This window comes from Paraclostridium bifermentans (assembly GCF_964259345.1).
Lineage (GTDB): Bacteria > Bacillota > Clostridia > Peptostreptococcales > Peptostreptococcaceae > Paraclostridium > Paraclostridium bifermentans_B.
The window spans coordinates 1-1,021 of record NZ_CAXVJR010000024.1; the positions used below are offsets into that span (position 1 = coordinate 1).

Annotated in this window: 1 rRNA gene; it reads left to right on the plus strand. The window is 46.3% G+C overall.

Annotated elements, in window-relative coordinates:
* Window positions 1–94: 94 nt before the first annotated feature.
* A 23S ribosomal RNA gene (locus tag ACEXNK_RS17490) occupies window positions 95–1,021 on the plus strand; the annotation flags it as partial.

Below are 1,021 nucleotides of genomic sequence, written 5' to 3' on the forward strand. Positions count from 1 at the left end.
TTAGTACTTTGAAAACTGCATAACATTTAGTGATGATTAAATAAACCAATTATAAGAGAAGACAACTCTTTAAAAAATAACACTTTTAATAACTGGTCAAGTTATTAAGGGCGCAGGGCGGATGCCTTGGCACTAAGAGCCGATGAAGGACGCGATAAGCTGCGATAAGCTTCGGGGAGTTGCACGTAAACTTTGATCCGAAGATTTCCGAATGAGGAAACTCACTTAGAGTAATGTCTAAGTATCGTTAAGTGAATACATAGCTTAGCGAGGGGAACCCGGGGAACTGAAACATCTAAGTACCCGGAGGAAAAGAAAGAAATTCGATTCCGTAAGTAGCGGCGAGCGAACGCGGAATAGCCCAAACCAGTGAAGTTTTCTTCGCTGGGGTTGCGGACACATCATCAACGAAGAGGTATCGTAGACGAAGAGAGTTGGAAAGCTCCGCTATAAAGTGTAATAGCCACGTAGTCAAAACGAGAAGACTTTAGATGTGATCCAGAGTACCACGGGACACGTGAAACCCTGTGGGAAGCAGGAGGGACCATCCTCCAAGGCTAAATACTACTTAGTGACCGATAGCGCATAGTACCGTGAGGGAAAGGTGAAAAGAACCCCGGGAGGGGAGTGAAATAGAACCTGAAACCCTGTGCTTACAAACTGTGGGAGCACTTTTTATGTGTGACCGCGTACTTTTTGTAGAACGGGCCAACGAGTTACGATAGTAAGCTAGGTTAAGTACTTAAGGTATGGAGCCGTAGTGAAAGCGAGTCTTAAATGGGCGTTAAGTTTGCTGTCGTAGACCCGAAACCGAGCGACCTACCCATGAGCAGGATGAAGCGAAAGTAAAATTTCGTGGAGGTCCGAACCCACGAGCGTTGAAAAGCTCGGGGATGACTTGTGGGTAGCGGTGAAATTCCAATCGAGCTCGGAGATAGCTGGTTCTCCCCGAAATAGCTTTAGGGCTAGCCTCAAGGTGAGAAATACGGAGGTAGAGCACTGAATATCCTAGGGGGCATTG